The following is a 19,297-nucleotide window of genomic DNA, read 5'->3' as shown; positions in this document are numbered from 1 at the left end:
GTTCCCCAGGTACCCAGCCGGGCGGGGCTGTTGCACGCAACCTGTCCCGGCGTGTCTCCGTCAACCCGCAGCTGACTGACTGCCGCAGCAGCCGTCTGCGGAAGACTGCAGGGGGGGGGCATCGCGGCCAGGCCGGGGTGTGGTCAGCCTGCGCCCGCGCGGTGAGCCGGGTCCCGGCAGTCAACCCTGTTGCAGCCTGCTGGCGGCATGGCTGTCGAATTTGGTCCGGGCTTTCGCACAGCACGCCGGCAGCTGGATTGTCAGACGGCAGTGGCCGCCCGTGCGGATGCCGGCCGGCGCTGCGCGACAACGGGCGTTGCGGCCCGTATTCGTTGTTGCGGCGGACTGTCTGCGCGTTCCGGGCATCAACCCGTGGGGTATTGGCTGTGCAGGAGATGCGGTGAAAGTCGTGCGCTCGGGTCCAGCCGCTATTTCGGTATTCCGCACGCGTCACGACAACGGGCTGTCAGGCGCTGCCAGCGCAGCGCGTTGCATCATGCCGGAGTGACATCCGAGCGCGTGTCACTATGCCAGAGTCACGAGCAACGACGGGGGGCAAAAAAAAGCTCCCGCAAGCGGGAGCTGCGTATGTGGGAGCGTCCTGTTATGTTTCAGGCGTCTCCCTCTCCCCTGCGTGCTAAACCGGCCAGAGCAAGAAGACCGGAGCCGAACAGCCATGAGGCGGCCGGGACCGGGACGGCGGACACCGTCATCGAATAATCATTCAGGTTGTTGCTGGAAAAACTCCAGACCGCTGCGGTCGGGTCGGCGCCGTTCCCGCTCAAGGTCCCTGTCCCCCTGAGAAACAGTGCACCAGTCGAGCGTGGGGTGGCGGCCGTGGCGGAGTCGAGTCGCAGGGACCAGCCCCCGATCTCGACAAACCCGGCAATCGATGCGGTCAGCGGGCTGAAATCGAAGTCCTGTACGTCACCGAGCGTAAGGAAGCCGACAGTCGAACCCAGTAGGTCGCTGGCGCCCGTCGCCAGGAGGGTGGGGGAGTCAAACGCGATCCCGGTGGCATTCGAGAAGTCGGTGCCCCCCGTCAGCGTGTAACTGCCGCCCCCCAGCGTCATGGTCCCGCTAATGGAGGCTGCACTGACTGCCAGGGGCAGCGCTGTCAGCGCCACCCCTAGCGTGCAACCCGCGATCAGGGAGTGAAAGGGCCTGAATCCAAGGCGAAAATCCATTTTCATTGTACTGTCCTGTTTTCATTATTATTATCTTCCGCTGCATCTTCTGCGTCGCTGGGCGGCCGCTCGCAGGATCAGCCTGCGTCGCTGCCCCGACGGCTGTTGCGGACCCGCACCAGGCCAAAGCCCAGCAGGGCGATGCCCATCAGCGCAAGTGTTGACGGCTCGGGCACACCCTTGGCCGTGGTCGTGGATGACCAGCCGAAGATGATGCCGTTGGTGGCGTCACCCGACAGACTCCAGGATCCGAAGGTCGCGTCCAGGCCGGCGATGGTGCTGTTGATCAGGCCGGAACCCGTCAGGGAGATGAAATCGGTTGCACCGACCGACTGCTTGTCGACGCTGTCGATACTCAGCAGGTCGAAGGAAAAGCCGTCGCTGGCCAGGTTCCAGAAATTGTTGATCGGCCCGGAGAAGGGGTCGAACTGGAAGTCAGCGATCGTGCCGATCGTGGTGAACAGCGAGATGGAGCTGAATTCGCCGGTCGCGCCCACCACCGCGAACATGCCGCCGCTTCCCGTCGGGGCGAAGTCGATGCCGGTAGCGCTGGCGAGACTTGTCAGGTTGCCGGAGGTGTCGACCAGTTTGAAAGACCCTGCCATCGCAATGCTGCCGGTGATCGGGACGGCATAGGCGCCGGCGCTGAACAGACCGAACAGAATAATTGCAAGTCCTAGAATTCCCTTACGCACTGAGTTCATGTCCATGATTCCTTGATGAGTCGTTGATGACATTGGGTTACTTCCTGCCAGTTAATAAGCATGATCCGTGCCATGAGCCTTATGAACAATAGAAACAATGAGATACAGCTTGTTTTGGGGGGCTGCCCTGGGCCGGGATGCGGGTGGTTGTTACAAATTTTTACGGCTGGGGGCGGGGTTGGCGCGGCCGCATTCGATGTGTTGATGCAATCCATTGATATTATGAGTAAAAATCGAGTCACGGCCGATGCGCGCGAGTGTAAAAAATATTGACGGTACGGCCCGATAGATAAATTGCAATTATTTCAAATATATGGATGTTCGTGGTGCGTGCCCGTGTGCGGGGTGCCCGCTGGCTGCCGCTGCGGCAACAGGCGGTCGACGGTCTCCTCGGCTGCTCGATGCTGCGTGCGGCTGCGACGCGCGCCGTCGGGCGGATCGGCAGGGGATAGTGCCGGTGCCGGTCAGGGTGATGTCAGCGCGGGGTGGCGCCGGGTTCTATGCGTCGCTGACGCGGCGGCACCGATCGATGCGTGGACCCGGGGAAACCGGCCACTGAAATCATGCGGCTGTGAGCCATAACATCATATCTTTTAGCTTGTTGCGTTAAGGCGGCGGCCTGCCGTGGTTTGTAAAATTTGTTGACAGTCGCAATGCTTAAGCGATAATTCAATGCCTTAGGTGTGACGGACGGGCGCTGCAGGGGAACGCGTCGGCTGCGCGTCATGCCATCGCGCAGCCATCGCCGGGTACCGGGCAACGACAACAGTGGACATGACAGTCGGGTTCTACGGATACCTCTGTGCGGCGCTCGGCTTCGGCTTTCTGGCCGTGCTGCTGATGTTCAGCTGGCGCAGCAGCAGCCAGGGCCGCCTGCTGACGGCGGTCGTGACCGTTACCGCGCTGTGGGCGCTGCTGGCCATGGCCGTTGCCCTCGATGTCCCGCGTTTCCTTGGTGCCTATGCGCTGTTCGAGGTCCTGCGCTACGTCCTCTGGTACCTGTTCCTGCTCAAGCTGCTCGAACCCGCGGCCGCGCAGATCGTCGGCCACCCGTTTCTGCGGCGGCGCGCGCGTGCGTTGTTCAGCAGCCTCGCGATGCTGGTACTACTGATCGAACTGGTACCGCTGTATGTCCCGGACCGCGTTGGTGCCAACCTTGCCGTGGCCAGATTCATGGGCCACGTCCTGCTGGCGGTGATCGGGCTGGCGATCATCGAGCAGCTCTTCCGCAATCTCATGCCCGAACACCGGCGCAAGCTCAAGCATCTCTTCGTCGGCGCAGGCGTGATCTTCGCGTTCGATTTCTATCTGTATGCCAACGCGCTACTGCTCAATGGTATCGACCGCGAGCTGTGGCAGGCGCGCGGCTTTGTCACCCTGTTTGCCGTGCCCCTGCTCACCCTCTCTGCTGCCCGCAACAAGGACTGGTCGCCGAATATCTTCATCTCGCGCGACATCGTGCTGCATACCACGGCCATCGTCGGCAGCGGTCTGTACCTGCTCGTGATGGCGGCGGCAGGCTATTACCTGCAGGAGTACGGCGGCAACTGGGGGCGTGTCGCGCAAATCGTGTTCTTCTCGCTCGCGATCGTGTTTCTGATCGCGGTGCTGTTCTCCGTGCAGATCCGGCGCAAGGTGCGCGTATTTCTCGGCAAGCACTTCTACAGCAACAAGTACGATTACCGCCGCGAGTGGCTGTCCCTGACCGGTGCGCTCGGTGAGGCGGGGCAGGCGGCGGACGGCTATGAAACCGCCATCCGGGTGCTGGCGCAGCTGGTGGACGCGCGGGCGGGCCTGCTCTGGCTGCGTGACGAGCAGGGCGATTACGCGTGCACGGCGGGATGGGCAACGACGCATGCCGACATCGTCGAGCCGGCCGATTCCAGTCTGGTGCGCTTTCTCGCCAGGAAGGGTTATGTGATCAATCTGCGCGAGATGGCGCAGCGGCCGGAGGAATACGCCGGCCTCAGGCTGCCGGACTGGTTGGCGGATATCGAGCACAGCTGGCTGATCGTGCCGCTGTCCCGGCCGGGCGCGTTGCTGGGTTTCGTGGTGCTGGCCAGACCGCTGCTGGTGCGGGAGGTGAACTGGGAGGACCGTGACCTGCTGAAAACGGCGGCGCGCCAGGTGGCCAGCCATCTGGCCGTGCTGATGACCTCGGAGGCGCTGGCGCAGGCGAAGCAGTTCGAGGTGTTCAATCGCCTGTCCTCATACATGGTCCATGACCTGAAGAATATCGCGGCCGGGCTGGAGATGGTTGCGAAGAACGCGGTGCGTCACAAGGATAATCCCGCGTTCCTCGACGATGCCTTCGATTCGGTGGCGACGGCGGCAGCGGACATCAAGCGCCTGCTGGAGCAGCTGCGCAACAAGCATGCCGTATCCGGCAAGAAGGTGCTGGTCGACATGGGGGTCCTGCTGCAGGAAGTGATTGCCGGCCGCGCCGGCGGCGAGCCCGTGCCGCAACTGTCGACCTGCGCGGCCGGTTGCAAGGTGACGGCGGACCGGCAGCGGCTGGCGCATGTGTTGGCACATCTGGTGGAGAACGCACAGCAGGCGACCGCCGCGACCGGACACGTACGCATCGGTCTGCAGCGCGAGGACGGGGCATGCAGGGTCGAGATAGCCGATAACGGGCATGGCATGGACGCCGGTTTTATCCGCAACCGCCTGTTCAAGCCGTTCGATACCACCAAGGGCAACGCCGGCATGGGTATCGGGATGTACGAGAGCCGGGATTTCATCCGCGGACTGGGCGGCGAGATACACGTCACCAGCACCCCGGGTGCGGGTACCATCGTCACCCTGTCGATCCCGCTGGCGCGGCAGGGCGAGGCGGGACAGAGTGTGACGGCCTGAGCGGGACGGTCCGTGCAGTAGCGCGATTTCACCAACGACGGTTTCAGGAAGCAGCCATGAACGAGAGTCAGCTCAAACCCCTGCTGGTCGTGGAGGACAATCCTGCATTGCAGAAGCAGCTGAAGTGGGCCTTTGCCGGCTACGATGTCCATATCGCCGATACGCGGGCTGCCGCGATCGAACAGCTGCAGCGCCACCGTCCGTCCGTGGTCACACTGGATCTCGGTCTGCCGCCGGATACGGCGAATGCCTCCGAGGGACTGGCGACCCTGGAGCAGATCCTGCAGCTGGCGCCGTATACCAAGATCATCGTGGTCACCGGTAACGACGAACAGGAGGTCGCGCTCAGGGCGGTCGCGCTCGGTGCCTATGACTTCTATCAGAAGCCGGTCGACCCCGAGGTGCTGGCACTGATCGTCGACCGGGCCAGCAAGCTGTACGAACTGGAGGCCGAGAACCGGCGTCTGCTCGCGGAGCGTTCGGGCAATGTGCTGGACGGCATCATCTACACCAGCAGCGCGATGCAGGAAGCCTGCCGCATGGTCGAGAAGGTTGCGCCGACCGATGCCACCACCCTGATCACCGGCGAGAGCGGCACCGGCAAGGAGCTGTTCGCACGCGCCCTGCATGGCCTCAGCGTCCGCCGCGACGGCCCATTCGTCGCGGTGAACTGTGCCGCGATCCCGGAAACCCTGCTGGAAAGCGAGTTGTTCGGATACGAGAAGGGCGCATTCACCGGCGCGGTCCGACAGCACCCGGGCAAGATCGAGCATGCCAGCGGCGGTACCTTCTTCCTCGACGAGATCGGCGACATGCCCATGTCGCTGCAGGCCAAGATGCTGCGCTTCCTGCAACAGCACGAGGTCGAGCGTCTGGGCGGCCACAAGCCGATTCCGGTCGACGTGCGGGTGGTATGCGCGACCCACCGCGACCTGCGGGCGCTGATCGATGCCGGCCAGTTTCGCGAGGATCTCTACTACCGCATCAGCGAGATCGTCATCCACATCCCGGCATTGCGCGAACGGGCGGGCGACCGGCTGCTGCTGGCGCGCAGTTTCCTGGACAAGTACGCGAGCGAACACCGGCGCCAGTTCCGCGGTTTCAGTGATCAGGCGCGCGAGTGTGTCGAGGCCTACGGCTGGCCGGGCAACGTGCGTGAGATGGAGAACCGTGTCAAGCGTTCGGTGGTGATGGCGGAAGGCAGTATCATCACCGCGGCGGACCTGGGACTGCAGGAGGATACGGGTGATACACTGTCGCTGGACCTGCGCGCCGCGCGCGAGGAAGCGGAGCGCCGGGTCATCCAGCGTGCGCTGGATGTGACCAATTTCAACATGTCCCATGCCGCCGAGGCGCTCGGTATCAGCCGCCCCTCGCTCTACAATCTCATGAAGAAACTGAATATGGAGACGCCGGAGAAGAATGCGCTCTAGTCGGGTCGAAGCGTGACTGCTGCCAATACCGGGCGTGGCTGGAGGGTGCAGGGTGGCGTCACGGCGCTGCTGATACTGCTGCTGCTCGTACTCTACCGTGATACCACGCTGCACGTGATCGCGTCATGGCAGCATTGGGCGGAATACTATTCGCACGGCTACCTGGCCCTGGCGATCGGTCTTTATCTGGTATACGTGCAGCGCGCCCGGCTGGCACGGATCGCACCCTGCGCGGAACCGCGCGCGCTGGCTGCCGTGGCGGTTTCCTGTCTGCTCTGGCTCGTGGGGGCTTTGGCCGGCGTCCTGCTGTTGCAAACCCTCGCGCTGCCGCTGCTGGTCCTGTCCGTCATCTGGTCGCTGTTGGGGACCGCGGTGGCCGGCAGGATGCTGCTGCCGCTCACGGTGATCCTGTTCGCCCTGCCGGTCTGGGAGCCGCTGCTGCCGTTGCTGCAGGATATGACGGTCCGTGCCACGTATGTGCTGGCGCGGTTGTTGGATGTGCCCGCTTACCGCGACGGCCGCTTCATCATTCTGCCTACGGGAAGATTTTCCGTCGACGAGGAATGCTCGGGACTGGCTTACCTGCTCGCCGCGCTGACGCTGGGCCTGCTCTACGCCAGTCTGTACCACCGTTCCCTGCGGGGACGGGTGCTGGTCGTGACGATCGCCGCCGCTGCCGCCATTGCCGCGAACATCCTGCGCGTGGTGATCGTCGTCTACCGCGGCCATGTCACCGGCATGCAGACCTCGCTGGTCACGGATCATTTCTACCTCGGCTGGTATCTGTTCGGTGGCCTGGCGTTGCTGCTATTGCTCGCCGATATGAGATTCTTCCGGGTGGCGGATACGGCGGCGTCCCAGCCGCCCGCAACGGCTGCGAGCGGGCGCGGCTGTGGCTATCGGCGTTTCGTGCCGGTGGCGCTGGCTGCGCTGGGCCTGCTGGTCGCCACGCCGGTCCTCTGCTGGCAGCTCCTGCACCGGCCAGTCGCGTCGCTGGCGGCGCTGCCGGCGTTGCCCGCCGGTGCGGGCGGCTGGTCCGGGCCCTGGACCGCGGCGGATGACTGGAACCCCGTCTATCAGGGGGCAGTCGAAGGAATGCGCCAGTACCGGAAGGATGGCCGGACCGTCTACCTGTATGTGGGCTATTACCCGGTGCAGCAACAGGGCAGCGAGCTGATCTATTACCGCAACAGCATCACGGATGGACGCAGGTGGAAAATGGTACAGCAGCATGCAACGCCAGCAGCAGCCGGCACACTCCGTGCGCTCGAGCAGTCACTCCAGAACGACACTGGCGGACGACGCCTGGTCTGGTACTGGTATGTCGTGGCCGACCGGGAGGTAACCGACAGGATGCTCGCCAAGGTTATGCAGGTCATCGGTCTGGTGACGGGCAGGCCGCAGTCGGCGGTGATTGCGATCGCCGCGGACTACGCGGATGATGCCGCCCGGACCCGGTCTGACCTGGCCGATTTCGCCGCGGCCATGGCCCCGGCACTGGCCGGTATCACGAACAGCCGCGGTGGCTCACGTTAATATGGCCTGTACCGATGTCTAGATGGAGCGTGATCAAACCCGCGCTGCTGGCGCTGCTGCTGTCTGCCTGCAGCGACTGGTTCCTGGATGAACAGCAGCTCATGCAGAGCGCGGATGCCTACCTTGCCAGTCGCGATATCAGCGCCGCGGTCATCGAGCTGAAGAATGTCCTGCAGGCGAACCCGGACAACGCCAGGGCGCGCTACCTGCTGGCGGGCCTCAATCTCGATTTCGGCGATTACGCGACCGCGGCCAAGGAGTTCCGGCGGGCGGAAGCGGCCGGCTGGGATACGGCAGAGGCGCGGCTCGGGGTCGCGCGCGCCCTGCTCGGGATGGGCCGGTTTGACGAACTGCGCGATGTCGCGCAGCCGGATGCCGCATTCGTGCCGGCGCACAATGCCAGTCTGCTGGCGCTGCAGGGGGTCGCCGAGGCGGGTCTCGGCGCTACAGCGCGTGCGGCCGAACTGGTGAACGAGGCCGCCGGCATCGATCCGACGGCCCTGCGGGTGTTGCTGGCCAGGGCTCAGCTGCAGCTACTCGGCGGCCATGCGGGCGCGGCCCGCGCGATCCTGGATGACGCGCTGGCGCGCTACCCGGATGACCAGGAGCTCCTGTTGCTGGACGCCGGCACCTTGCAGCGCGCCGGCGCTACCGCAGCGGCGACGGCACGCTACCGCCGCGTGCTGGAACTCGATCCGCCCGGTTTCATCACCATCGATGGCCGTACTGCCCGGCTGCAGCTGTGTCAGCTGCAGATCGTCGCGGGGCAGTACACCGAGGCCGAGGCCGCCCTGCGGCCATTGCGCGGCAGGAATCCCGACGATCCGGTCATCAACTATCTGGGCGGACTCGTGGCCTTCGAGCAGGGCGACTATGTCCGGGCGGAGCAGCTGCTGCTCAAGGTCCTGAAACTGGCGCCGGAGCATAATCCCACACGCCTGCTCTATGGCACGGTCAACTTCGCCATTCGCAATTACGAGCAGGCCGCCTACTTCCTGGCCAAGTATGTCGCTGCCGTACCGGACAATCTGGCTGCCCGCAAACTGCTGGCGCGCAGCTATATCCTGCTGGACCGTGCCGATGCCGCGCGCGAGGTACTGGGCGGCGCGCTGAGCGACGAGACGAACGACGTCGAGTTGCTCGCCCTGGTCGGGCTTTCCGATCTGCGCCGCGGCGTGCGTCAGGCCGGTATCGCGGAACTCGAGCAGGCACTGAAGCTCGACACCGGTAATCAGCAGATTCGCACCGAACTCGCACGGGCCTATATCGAAGCGGGTGATACCGCCCAGGCCATCAGTGAACTCAAGGCCATGCTTGCGGCGGGAGGCGGGCAGCAGCAGGCGGAGATGCTGCTGGTGCTGGCACACCTGCGCGCCGGTGACTTTCCGCAGGCGATCAAGCAGGTCCTGGAGATGGTCCGCACCCGCGGGCAGGACCCGGTACTGCAGACCCTGGCGGGCAACGTGTTCGCCGCCAGCGGCGATGCCGACGAGGCACGCCGGTATCTGCGCCGTGCCCTGCAGCTGCAACCGGGGCTGCCGGCGGCGCTGCTGACGCTGGCGCACGTGGAGGAACAGGCGGGGAACTATCAGGCCGCGATCGACCTCAACCGGCAGCTGGTCGACCTGAATACGGCTTCCGCCATACCCATGCTGGCACTGGCGCGAATCGCAGAGCGGCAGGGCGACGGTGCGCAGATGCTGGACTGGCTGAAGCGGGCAGTGGAGCATGCGCCTGCCGACAGCAGGCCGCGCGTGCTGCTGGCGGAGTATTACCTGCAGAGCGGCTCACTCGAGCTGGCCCGGCCATTGGTCAGGGATGCGTCGGAAAAGAGTCCGCACGATCCGATGGTGCTGGCCATGCAGGGGCGCTTGTTCATGGCCGAAAGCAACTATGCGGCCGCACTCAAGCCGCTGACCCAGCTGCAGTCGCAGGAACCCAACTCGGCGCTGGCCCGGCTGCTGCTGGGGGAGTGCTACCTGGAGTTGCAGCGGCCGGCAGATGCGCGGGTGCAGCTCGAGGCTGCGCTGCAGCAGGCGCCCGGGAGTGTCCCGGCCATGTCCCTGCTGGCCCGGCTGGAGCTCGAGAGCGGATCCGATGCGCGGGCACTGGAACTTGGTAAGCGTATTCAGCAGGAACATCCCGGTCTTTACCTGGGCTACGAGCTGGCCGGGGATGCGCTCATGGCGCGTAACGACTACCTGGCCGCCAGCGAGGAATACGCGCGCGCGCGCGAATACCGGCAACAGGTGGATATCGTGCTCAAGCAGGCCGGCAGCACCGGGCGGGCAGGGAACCTGGCGGCAGCCGCGGAGCTGCTGCAGGCGTGGCTGGCCGAGCATCCGGACGATATCCGTGCCCTGGAATTTCTCGGCACCACCTGGCAGGACATGGACCGGCCCGACCAGGCGATCACGCAGTACGAGCGCGTGCTGGAACTGGACGGGAACAATGCGGTCGCCCTCAACAACCTGGCCGGTCTGTACCAGCAGACGGGTCGACCCGAGGCGCTGGCGCTGGCGCAGCGCGCGCTTGAGGCCGCGCCGGACAATCCGGGCGTGATGGATACCCTCGGCTGGATCCAGCTGCAGACGGGCGATCAAAGCCAGGGTCTGCGCCTGCTGGAACAGGCTGTCAAGAAACTGCCGGACAATGCCGAGGTGCGCTACCACCATGCGGTGGCCCAGCTCCGCGCGGGAGATCAGGCGCGGGGGCGGCGTCTGCTGAGACAGTTGCTCGACAGTGGGGAACCCTTTGCCGGCCGCGACGATGCCGCCCTGTTACTGAAGGCGGGTGGTCGCGCCAATTGAACGGCTTTTTGACGGCTCTTGTCGCTGCCGGCCTGGATCCTTCAAGCGGGGGAGCGGACAGCACCGTTCGCCCTCGATGGCGCCGTGCCTGTGAAAACCGCTCACCGGAGCCAGCCAGGAAATTCTCGCGAAATTGACCGGTGCAGTATTCACTCCGGCGGGTACTCTGTAAAATGTCGCCCCTGAACCCGTATAATGCCCCCGCCGGCCGGTGGCATAACGCGAGCGGCATTCTTAACCTGTTGTTATGGTTAATTATTTCTCTCTGTATGTGGTTCGTGGAGATACCTGCGGTCACCTCCGTGGTGCCTTGCGTTTCCGCAAACCTGCGGTGACGGCCAGGTGCCGCGGTCAGCTCAACCGCCGCACACCGGAGCGTGCGTGTGACGGTGCCGATGACGTCGCGTCTAAGACTTTTAGCTGATACTTTTTTGGCGTCTTTCACTTTATAGTGGTGCCAGTTGCGGTTTGATCGTTTTGCCGCGACCACGGGCCCCGGGGCTGGAGATGATGGCAGTACACATCTGTGTTCATCCCGGGTTAAGACCGGCGACGGTCTGTCTGGTCGCGGCCCTGATGACCGGCAACCACGACAGAATACCGAGATGATTTCGATACACGAACAGTTCCTCGTCGTATACGGCTATCTGCACAGCCTGTGGCGGTTCCGCTGGTCTGCACTGATCATCGCCTGGATCGTTGCCATCAGCGGCTGGCTGGTGGTCTACACCCTGCCGGACAAGTACACCTCGCGCGCCGCGGTACACATCGATACCTCCTCGGTCATGCAGCCCTTGCTCAAGGGGCTGGCAGTCGAGCTCAATCCCGAACGGGAAATCAACGTGATGAGCCGCATGCTGCTGAACCGCGAGAGTCTGTTATCCGTCATCCGCGAGACGGACATGGATCACGACGTGAAGACGCCGCAGGGCCAGGAGATGCTCATCGCGAACCTGTCCAACAACATCCAGCTGAAGAACATGGGCGGGTTCAGCGAAAACAACCGCATCTATGAAATCAGCTACACCTCCGGCGACGCCGAGACGGCATTCAAGGTCGTCTTCACCCTGCTCAATACCCTGATCGAGAGCACGCTCAAATCGGGGCGGATGGACACGGTCATGGCCGAGGAATTCCTGGACGAGCAGATCAAGGATTACGAGAAGCGCCTGGAGCAGGGCGAGGCGCGACTGGCCGAGTTCAAGAAGAAGAATTCCGGTTTCATGCCGAACGAAAAGGGCGGGTACTATGACCGTCTGCAGCGCCAGCAGGAGCTGATCGACAGGACGGATTCGGCCCTGCGCCTGGCCAAGCAGCGCTACAACGACCTGCGCCAACAGCTCTCGGGCGAATCGCCGATGTTCCAGAGCAGCCAGATCAGCGGTGCCGCCGCCGCCAAGCTGCGCGCCCTGCAGGAGCAGCTCAACGAGATGCTGACCCAGTACACCGATGAGCATCCCAACGTTAAGGCCCTGCGGGCCCGGATTGCCGACCTGGAACAGGGGCTCGACCCCGACACCGGTACGGATACCCGCTTTACGGATGAGACCAAGGTGACCCTGAATCCCGTCTACCAGGATCTCAAGGCACAGGAAAGCCGGGCCCGGGTCGAGGTCAGCACCCTCCAGGTCCAGCTCGCCGAGCAGCGCCAGAAGCTGGTCGAGTTGCAGCAGTCGGTCGACATCATCCCGCAGGTCGAGGCCGACCTGGTCAAGCTGAATCGCGACTACGATATCACCAAGGAGCGCTACCTCGCGCTGGTCGAACGCCGGGAGGCGGCGCGGCTCGCGCAGAAGGTGGAGAAGAACAACAGCGAGATCATCTTCCGCGTGGTCGAGGCGCCGGTCGTCCCGCTGCTGCCCTCAGGTCCGCGGCGTTCCCTGCTGTTGTTCGGCGTGTTCGCGGTTGCACTGATGGCCGGGGTCGGCTGGAGTCTCCTGCGTTTCCTGCTCTATCCGACATTCGTGGATTTCAAGCAATTGCAGAAGATGATCGACCTGCCGGTGCTGGGGACCATCGCCCTGCAGATGACCCCGGAGAAACGGCGTCAGCGCCGGCTGGAACTGACCTCCTTCCTGCTGGTCGTCCTGCTGATGTTCGGCTTCTTCGGCGGCGTGGTCGTGTTCCAGCAGCAGGGATCCGGGCAGGTCCGGACCCTGATCGCCGAGATCGTGAAGTAACCGTATGTTTACCGGCAAATACGACAGGCACAGGGATTTTGCCGATAGCAAGGCTGCGGGGCGTGAGGGTGCCGGTCATGACGGCGCTGCGCCCGGCGGCGGGACCGATGTGATGAAGAATGCCGTATTGAGCGAAACCCGAGCCACACCGCACACCGTCAAGGTCATGGATCGCCTGCGCGAGAAGGGGATGCTGGTGCCCGACACCACGCTGGGACCGGAGATCCGCGGTGAATACCGCCGCATCAAGCGCCCGCTGCTGTCCAACGCCTTCGGCAAGTCCGCCTCGCTCGTCGATCAGGGCAACCTGATCATGGTGACCAGCTCCGTGCCCGGCGAGGGCAAGACCTTCACCGCGGTCAACCTTGCGCTGGCGTTCGCCCAGGAGCGCGACCACACCGTGCTGCTGGTGGACTGCGATGTCACCAAGCAGGGGGTCAGTCGGCTGCTGGGCATCGAGCAGCGGCGTCCGGACATCACCGACCTGCTGGCCAGCGAGAACGTGCAGATCGAGGATGCGCTGCTGAAGACCGACGTGCCCGGGCTCGTGGTGCTGCCGGCCGGCAAGCCGCACGAATACATCACCGAGATGATGGCAAGTCAGCGCATGAAACGGCTGGTCAATGAATTCGCCTCGCGCTACACCGATCGCATCGTGGTGTTCGATGCGCCACCGTTGCTGTCGACGCCCGAATCCCAGGTGCTGGCGACCATCGTCGGGCAGATCGTCTTCGTCATCGAAGCCGGCAAGACGCCCTATGCCATCGTGCGCGATGCGCTCAACATGATACCCAGGGACAAGGCGACCGGTCTGGTGCTCAACAAGAGCGAGAGTATCTCCAACCGTGGCGGCTACTACTACAACTACTATGCGCCCTACGGCGAGAAAGAGAGCCCGCCCGGCGACGAGGGGTAGCGCCCAGGCCTTATTGTTCCGCCTCGGGTGACGGACCCCATCGCGGTCCGGGGCCGCGTCCACAATCATGATAACCAACGCCCTAACCGTCGACGTCGAGGATTACTTTCACGTTTCGGCCTTTGCCGGCCGGATCGATCCTGCCGACTGGGACGGCTACCGCCTGCGGGTGGAAGACAATACGCACCGCCTGCTCGAGCTGTTCGATGGTTACAATGTGCGTGCGACCTTCTTCGTCCTGGGCTGGGTCGCGGAACGGGTGCCGGAACTCATCCGTCAGCTCGCGGCAGCCGGCCACGAGGTGGCCTGTCACGGCTACAGTCATCAGCTGGTGTATAACCAGGATCCCGCCACCTTCCGCGCGGAAACGATGCGGTCGAAGGCGCTGCTGGAGGATATCATCCAGGCGCCGGTGGACGGTTACCGCGCGGCCAGCTATTCGATCACCCAGCGGTCGCTGTGGGCGCTGGATATCCTGGCAGAGGCGGGTTTCCGCTACGATTCCAGCATCTTCCCGATCCGCCATGACCGCTACGGCATGCCGGATGCCCCGCGGCACCCCTATCGGCTGACCACGCCGGCGGGACACGAGCTGACGGAGTTTCCGCTCTCCACGGCATCTCTGCTGGGCATGCGGCTCCCCGTTGCGGGCGGCGGCTATTTCCGTATCTTCCCGTATGCGCTCACGCGTTACGGCCTGGCCCAGATCAACCGCGCCAACCGGCCGTTCATCTTCTACCTGCATCCCTGGGAAATCGATCCGTCCCAGCCGCAGGTGCAGGCCAGCCGGCTTTCCCGCTTCCGGCATTACCATAACCTGGCGAAATGCGAATCGAGACTCCGGCGGCTGCTGGAAGATTTTCGCTTCGGCACGGTCGCCGATGTGCTGGGCGAGCTGGCGCTCTATCCGGCACGGACCGGATGACCGCGCACGCTGCAGCTGCTCACTGGCGCCGGCGTCTGCAGGCGGGCGGTACGCGTCGCGCATCACCGTCCGGCGGTTGGATAAAGCCGGTGGCATGCGATATATTTGGCGATCGATCGATTTTCCAGCAGTTCCGGCCTCAGGGAGTGAAACCATGAAATCTGCTTTCAAACAATGCATTGTCGGCGTGCTCGTCATCCTGTTGGCCGCCTGTGCGGTGGGAACGCCGAACTTGCCCGAGCAGGTGACAGGTCACGAGGTGCTGGTCGACACCTATAAGATGGACGTCGGCGACAAGATCCAGATCAGCGTGTGGAACAACCCCGATCTGTCCGTTTCCGAGCCGATCCGCCCGGACGGCATGGTCGCCGTGCCGCTGGTGGGTGATATCCAGGCAGCCGGCCGGACACCGGAGGAGCTTGCCGCGAACATCGAGTCTGAGCTGCTCAGCTACATCAAGAGCCCGAATGTGACGGTCGTGCTGACCGACCTGGTAGGGCATGCGTTCCTCTCCCGCGTGCGCGTCACCGGCGCGGTCGAAAAGAACATGTCCATGACCTACCACCAGGGCATGACGGTGCTGGACGCGGTGCTCGAGGCCGGCAGTGTCAACGTGTACGCGGACGGTAATCGCACCAAGCTGCACCGTCGCAGCGATAGCGGGACCCAGACCTACGACATCCATCTGAAAGACATACTCGAGAAGGGTGACATGACCACCAACGTCAGGCTGCTGCCAGGTGATGTCATCACTGTGCCGGAGCGCATCTTCTGACGGTCGCGCTGACACCTGGACAGCAGCAGGAAGAAAAACACCATGCAACAGGAAAGCTTCGGGCGCATCGTACTGCTGTTTGTCCTGATCTCGTGCAGCGCAGGCGCCGCCGCACTCGAAATAGGCGCGGATCTCAACCTCGGCATGACCTACACGGATAATTCCAAGCTGACCTCGACCAACGAGGACAGCGACTGGATTGTCAACACGACCGCAGGCGTGACGGTATTTGAGGACACCGGAGCGTTCACGACGGGCATCTCCGCTTCGCTGGAACATCTCGAGTACCTGAATGGCACCTTCGCGAACCGGAATTACTACAGTCTCAACGGTGTGGCCAGCTGGGAGCAGTTCAAGGACCGGCTGGTCTGGCAGGTCGAGGACTATTTTGCCCAGGTTCCGGTGGATACGCTGGATGCGTTTACGCCGGACAATATCCAGGATACCAATGTCTTCAGTTTCGGCCCCGAGATCACGCTCCCGGTCGGTCAGCGCAGCGAGCTGCTGTTGCAGCCGCAGTTGCAGGACTACTACTACGGAAAGGACGATATCGATAATCGTCAATACGGCCTGACCGCCGGCTGGCACTTCAACCTGCGCCCGACCCTGGTCGTAGGCGTCGACGGGGAAACGCGGCAGGTGAACTACGATAACGAAACCCTGAATCCCAACTACAGCATACACACCCTGCACGGGATGTTGGAGCGCACGTTGTCGCGGCTGCAGTACAACGTCACGGCCGGCGCGACGCGTGTCGACCGGGACATGTTCAAGGACCGTAAGGGCATGACCGGGTCGCTGGACGTCAAATACAACATTACCCGCACATCCAGCCTGCGTACCTACCTGGTATCCAGCCTGACGGATGCAAACATCGACCTGTTAAGATCTATGGTCGATCCGCAGACTGGAGATTTCACCAACGAGCAGGCGACCAGCGATATCCTGCGCAACAACACCCTGCGCGTGACCTACCAGCAGAAACATGTGACAACGAGTTCACAACTGTGGGCCGAACTGCGTGATCTCGACTATACCGAATCAACCCAGGATCTGCGGGTGCAGGCCGTCGGTATGAGTCTGGATTATCCGATAGCAGCGCAACTGAAAACGGGGATAATCGCCCAGTACATCAGGACACGGCAGCTGGATACCGGCCGAACCGACAAGGAATATATCGTGGGCGGCAATGCGTCCTACGGTCTGTCAAGGAAGCTGCGTTGCAATTTCGGCCTGCAGTATCAGCGCAAGGACAGCACGCAGACCATCGATACCTACAAAGAATTCAAGATCTTCGCCGGCCTCGTGTACGACCTGTACGGGCAACGCCAGAGTCTGCAGTAGCCGCAGCCGACACACGTCCGCCTGCATGCGGTGGGACTCCGTCGCTACGGCCGGAGCCGCGCCAGTCGCAACAGCCGCTTGACGCCCAGTTTCAGGGCGCGCTTGCCATCCTGCAGATAAGGGGGGTGGCGATGATGCGCGTAGTTCAGGTTGTACCTGATCTCGGTACAGTAGCGCAGCTTGAACGCTTCCTCCCCGCGAGTGAAATCGAGGCCATCCAGGGCATTGTCGCTGACGTATTCTATCAGCGATGCGAGCAGTACCTCGCCGGGCGAGCAGTTGGCCAGGCCGGTGTCGAATGCGGGCTTGTACCAGATCAGCCAGCCGGCCGAGCGCATGCCGAAATGTGCGGCGACCAGCTGGCCGTCGACACGGATGACGGTGAACACGATCGGCAGCGCCGAGTGTACGAGCGCTTCGTAAAATGACCGGTTGTCCGGATTGAGAAACAGGCTTGGGTATTCCGTGTTCGACCATCTGTCGATATGGTAGCGGTAGAACGTGTCGAGACAGGGCAGGATGTCCTTGGCGTTGTCCAGGTGCTCCACGGCTAGCGTGCCCTGCCGGGCGAGCTTGTTGCGATTGCGCTTGATGCTTTTCTTGCCGAGCGCATTGTTGATGGATGCCTCCGTGCGCGTGAGCCTGGGACACGGCGTGGATTCGTGTCGTCTCAACCTGGGGTCGCTGCGTTGGTGTAGCACCTGCGCCAGCGCGCTGGTCTCCGGTACTTCCGCAAATTCGATGACCTTGCTCCTGCGGTGCTGCAGCAGCATGTCCAGCAGCAGTTCCACGACGGCAGGTTCCTGCGCATGCCAGAGGAATACGTTGTAGTCGGAATGCCCCTCGCCGACGAACCGCAGCATCCCGGATTCCAGATACATCGGCGCCAGGCCGCACAACACGTCCCCGCGCCGGACGGCATAGAGACGCAGTTCCCTGCCGGCGCCGAAGACCCGCCACCAGGCGGCGATCCATTCGTACGCCTGGAAGCAGGTTGCGTCCGGACATGCCGCCGCCAGCGCATTCCAGGCATCCGGCCCGATATCCTCGAGGCGGGCCGGTTCACTGATGGTGCAATCATTCTGCATAGGGTGGTGACCGCTGGGGCGGGTCAGGTCCATTTGTCGGGGAGTTTCTGGCGCAGATGTGTCAGGCCGCTGATCGTGCGCACGAATTGATCACGCGTGTTCGGACCGGGTACCCGTGGCAGGTGAAACAGGTTGCTCACGGCGGGATCGACAAGTCCGCCATGGGCCGATACGGCGCAGACGTAGCCACTGCGTTCGACCTCATGCAAGGTGGTTGCATTGTAATCCCTTGCCTGTCCGTTCGGGTAGCAGAACGTCGTCACCGGCCTGCCGATATGCTGCTCGATCTGCTGCCTGGAGGCGCCGATCTCGTGGGCGAGCACGTCCGGGTCGTTGACACCGGAAAGTATCGGGTGGCTGCAGGTGTGCGAACCGATGTCGATCAGCGGATCGAGGCTGTTGATCTCCTGCCAGTTCATCGAGCGGTAGTTGTCCGTCGGTGTGGCCGGCAATTCGATGCGCAGTTGATCCTGGCACGCCTGTATCAGGCGCAGTTTGCTGGCTTGCGGCGCATACAGAACGTGGTCGGCGAGCCTGCCCCAAAGCTGGTTGCGGTCCCTGTCGTCGTGCAGACGGAATTTGAACTGCTTGCCTGCGAAGGTGATTTTGCCGGCGGATACAGGCGTCCGGGTAATCAGGTAATGCAAGGCATCGTACCAGAGCCAGATCCTCTGGTCGGCGAAGTCCGCCACGACGAATACCGTGGCAGGCATCCCGTAGCGGACCAGCAACGGTGCCGCCAGCCGGTGGAAGTCGACATAACCATCATCGACGGTGATCACGGCGGCGTTCCGCGGCGGTGGTTGCCCGTCCCGGAGCAGCTCGGCGAGTTCGGTCAGGCGGATGACGGTGAAATGTCTCTGCAGGTATTGGAGCTGCGCCTCGAATGCCGCGATCGGAAAGCGCCGCCATTCGTCCTGCACGGCAAACCGGTGATACATGAGGATGCGCGGGGCGTGCGCAGTCAGACGCAGGGCGAAGGGATTTCCGATGATCGAGACAAGATTTTTGAATGTCAATATGAACCCTCGGGTCAGTCGCCGGTTCCCGGCGGCCTGGCCAATACTACAGATTTGGCCTGCCGTGCCAATACTTGCGGCCTTGCCGATCGCGCCGGCGGGCGTTAGTGCCGGACGGCAGGGGTTTGACGGCATGAACAGGGCATGCTTGATGGTCTGCGAGCAGTATCTGCCGCCGCGCGCGCCCGCGCTTGGAATGGCTGAATAGATGCGGTATGTTTAGGCGAGGTTTTACCGCTAGCGGCGGCCCTGCCGAGCTTGCCTGCATTTGCCATGCTTGATTTTAAGATACTGTAATATATATAGAATTTGCCTCTCGATCTGGGTCGGCCGACTGGGTGTGTCGCGGTAGCGGTGCCCAGCCCTCGACCGCAGCGGGAACCGGGGAATGGATGCTATCAGCGCATGTCTGCAACCCGGGTCCCGGCGGTAGCTCCTGCGCCCGGTGCCCTATGGCCATGATCCCGCAGACTCTTCACTGACCGGATGCTGCCGATTAATGACGTGGTGACGCGTACAGG

At 63.2% G+C, this 19,297-nt stretch carries 14 protein-coding genes; 10 read left to right on the top strand and 4 right to left on the bottom strand.

Annotated elements, in window-relative coordinates:
• Positions 1-611: 611 nt before the first annotated feature.
• Positions 612-1,193, bottom strand: a complete 582-nt coding sequence (locus tag R3F42_15015; GenBank protein ID MEZ5543331.1) for a hypothetical protein — start codon at positions 1,191-1,193, stop codon at positions 612-614.
• Between the two features lie 71 nt (positions 1,194-1,264).
• Positions 1,265-1,891, bottom strand: coding sequence for a PEP-CTERM sorting domain-containing protein (locus tag R3F42_15010; protein MEZ5543330.1), 627 nt, complete (start codon positions 1,889-1,891; stop codon positions 1,265-1,267).
• Positions 1,892-1,963: 72 nt separating this feature from the next.
• Between R3F42_15010 and R3F42_15005 the strand changes: the two genes are divergently transcribed.
• The 10 genes from R3F42_15005 (at position 1,964) to R3F42_14960 (ending at position 16,669) form a co-directional block, all read left to right on the top strand.
• Positions 1,964-2,164 (top strand): hypothetical protein, encoded by a 201-nt coding sequence (locus R3F42_15005; GenBank protein ID MEZ5543329.1) that lies wholly within the window; start codon positions 1,964-1,966, stop codon positions 2,162-2,164.
• Positions 2,165-2,665: 501 nt separating this feature from the next.
• The gene (gene prsK / locus R3F42_15000) at positions 2,666-4,750 is read left to right on the top strand and encodes a PEP-CTERM system histidine kinase PrsK (protein MEZ5543328.1); all 2,085 of its coding nucleotides are present in this window, start codon (positions 2,666-2,668) and stop codon (positions 4,748-4,750) included.
• Positions 4,751-4,806: 56 nt separating this feature from the next.
• Complete coding sequence (prsR, locus tag R3F42_14995; protein ID MEZ5543327.1) at positions 4,807-6,183, top strand: PEP-CTERM-box response regulator transcription factor; 1,377 nt, start codon at positions 4,807-4,809, stop codon at positions 6,181-6,183.
• A 12-nt stretch (positions 6,184-6,195) separates the two neighbouring features.
• The gene (locus tag R3F42_14990; GenBank protein ID MEZ5543326.1) at positions 6,196-7,719 is read left to right on the top strand and encodes an EpsI family protein; all 1,524 of its coding nucleotides are present in this window, start codon (positions 6,196-6,198) and stop codon (positions 7,717-7,719) included.
• A 14-nt stretch (positions 7,720-7,733) separates the two neighbouring features.
• Complete coding sequence (prsT, locus tag R3F42_14985) at positions 7,734-10,529, top strand: PEP-CTERM system TPR-repeat protein PrsT (GenBank protein ID MEZ5543325.1); 2,796 nt, start codon at positions 7,734-7,736, stop codon at positions 10,527-10,529.
• 605 nt (positions 10,530-11,134) lie between these two features.
• A complete protein-coding gene (locus tag R3F42_14980; GenBank protein ID MEZ5543324.1) occupies positions 11,135-12,709 on the top strand; it encodes a GNVR domain-containing protein in 1,575 nt (524 codons plus the stop codon).
• Between the two features lie 4 nt (positions 12,710-12,713).
• Positions 12,714-13,625, top strand: coding sequence for an XrtA-associated tyrosine autokinase (locus tag R3F42_14975; protein ID MEZ5543323.1), 912 nt, complete (start codon positions 12,714-12,716; stop codon positions 13,623-13,625).
• A 67-nt stretch (positions 13,626-13,692) separates the two neighbouring features.
• Positions 13,693-14,550, top strand: coding sequence for a DUF3473 domain-containing protein (locus R3F42_14970; protein ID MEZ5543322.1), 858 nt, complete (start codon positions 13,693-13,695; stop codon positions 14,548-14,550).
• A 154-nt stretch (positions 14,551-14,704) separates the two neighbouring features.
• A complete protein-coding gene (locus R3F42_14965) occupies positions 14,705-15,325 on the top strand; it encodes a polysaccharide biosynthesis/export family protein (GenBank protein MEZ5543321.1) in 621 nt (206 codons plus the stop codon).
• A gap of 42 nt (positions 15,326-15,367) precedes the next feature.
• The gene (locus R3F42_14960; GenBank protein MEZ5543320.1) at positions 15,368-16,669 is read left to right on the top strand and encodes an outer membrane beta-barrel protein; all 1,302 of its coding nucleotides are present in this window, start codon (positions 15,368-15,370) and stop codon (positions 16,667-16,669) included.
• A gap of 44 nt (positions 16,670-16,713) precedes the next feature.
• Here the strand turns inward: R3F42_14960 and R3F42_14955 are convergent, their stop codons facing one another.
• Both R3F42_14955 and R3F42_14950 read right to left on the bottom strand, forming a co-directional pair.
• Complete coding sequence (locus R3F42_14955; protein MEZ5543319.1) at positions 16,714-17,757, bottom strand: GNAT family N-acetyltransferase; 1,044 nt, start codon at positions 17,755-17,757, stop codon at positions 16,714-16,716.
• 23 nt (positions 17,758-17,780) lie between these two features.
• Positions 17,781-18,776 carry a polysaccharide deacetylase family protein gene (locus tag R3F42_14950; GenBank protein MEZ5543318.1) on the bottom strand — a complete coding sequence of 332 codons (996 nt, stop codon included), beginning with the start codon at positions 18,774-18,776 and terminating at the stop codon, positions 17,781-17,783.
• Positions 18,777-19,297 lie beyond the last annotated feature (521 nt).

Source organism: Pseudomonadota bacterium, from assembly GCA_041395565.1.
Taxonomy (GTDB): Bacteria; Pseudomonadota; Gammaproteobacteria; order UBA9214; family UBA9214; genus UBA9214.
Note: the sequence above shows the minus strand (reverse complement) of the source record. Positions and strands in the feature narration are given on the sequence as shown.